A 1,037-nucleotide genomic window follows, 5' to 3' on the forward strand; every position below is an offset into this window, starting at 1 on the left:
ACGGCCTCTGGCGGTCATGCGGCGGGTGACAGCTTTGTCGATATCGAGAACATCATCGGGTCGGATTTCGATGACGTGCTGTCGGGCGATGCCAATGCGAACGTCTTTGACGGCGGCGCGGGCGCGGATGATTTCTATGGCGGTTTCAGCCGTGACACCGTCAGCTACGCCAATTCCAACGCCGCTGTGACGGTTGCCCTGTTCAACAATACGGCCTCTGGCGGTCATGCGGCGGGCGACAGTCTTGTGTCGATCGAGAACCTGACCGGCTCGGATTTCGACGATGTCCTGTCGGGCAACGGCGGCCGCAACGTCTTTATCGGCGGCGCGGGGGGCGATGCCTTCTATGGCGGCGGCAGCAGCGATACCGTCAGCTACGAGACCTCGAACGCCGCCGTGACCGTGGCTTTGTTCAACAACACGGCCTCGGGCGGCCATGCGGCGGGCGACAGTTTCGTGTCGATCGAGAACCTGACCGGCTCGGATTTCGATGACGTGCTGTCGGGCGATGCCAATGCGAACACCTTCATCGGCGGCGCCGGCGGGGATGAAATGTACGGTGGCTTCAGCCGTGACACCGCCAGTTATGCCACATCGAACGCCGGTGTGACGGTCGCATTGTTCAACAATACGGCCTCGGGTGGCCATGCGGCGGGCGACAGCCTGGTGTCGATCGAAAACCTGACCGGGTCGGATTTCGACGACGTGCTGTCGGGCAACGGCGGCCGCAACGTGCTGGTCGGCGGCGCGGGCGACGACGGTCTTTACGGCGGCGGCGCGGCGGACACGCTGGACGGCGGCGAGGGCAACGACACGCTTGTCGGCGGGTCCGGGCCGGACCAGTTCGTCTTTGGCGCGAGCTCGGGGCAGGACACGGTGCTGGATTTCGACGACGGCACCGACCTGATCCAGCTGACCGGCGGGCTGACCTTCGCGGATCTGACGATCACCACGGTGGCGGGCGGCGAACGGATCGCGCTGACCTCGGATCCGTCGGTCTTCATCACGCTCGAAGGGCTGAACCCCGGCGACGTGAC

1 protein-coding gene is annotated in these 1,037 nt (G+C 65.1%); it reads left to right on the forward strand.

The features are described from left to right. A partial coding sequence (locus KJP30_RS24825; RefSeq protein ID WP_281421491.1) for a calcium-binding protein occupies positions 1 to 1,037 on the forward strand: 1,037 nt, incomplete at both ends.

It is taken from the genome of Antarctobacter sediminis (assembly GCF_019218285.1).
Taxonomy (GTDB): Bacteria; Pseudomonadota; Alphaproteobacteria; order Rhodobacterales; family Rhodobacteraceae; genus Antarctobacter; species Antarctobacter sediminis.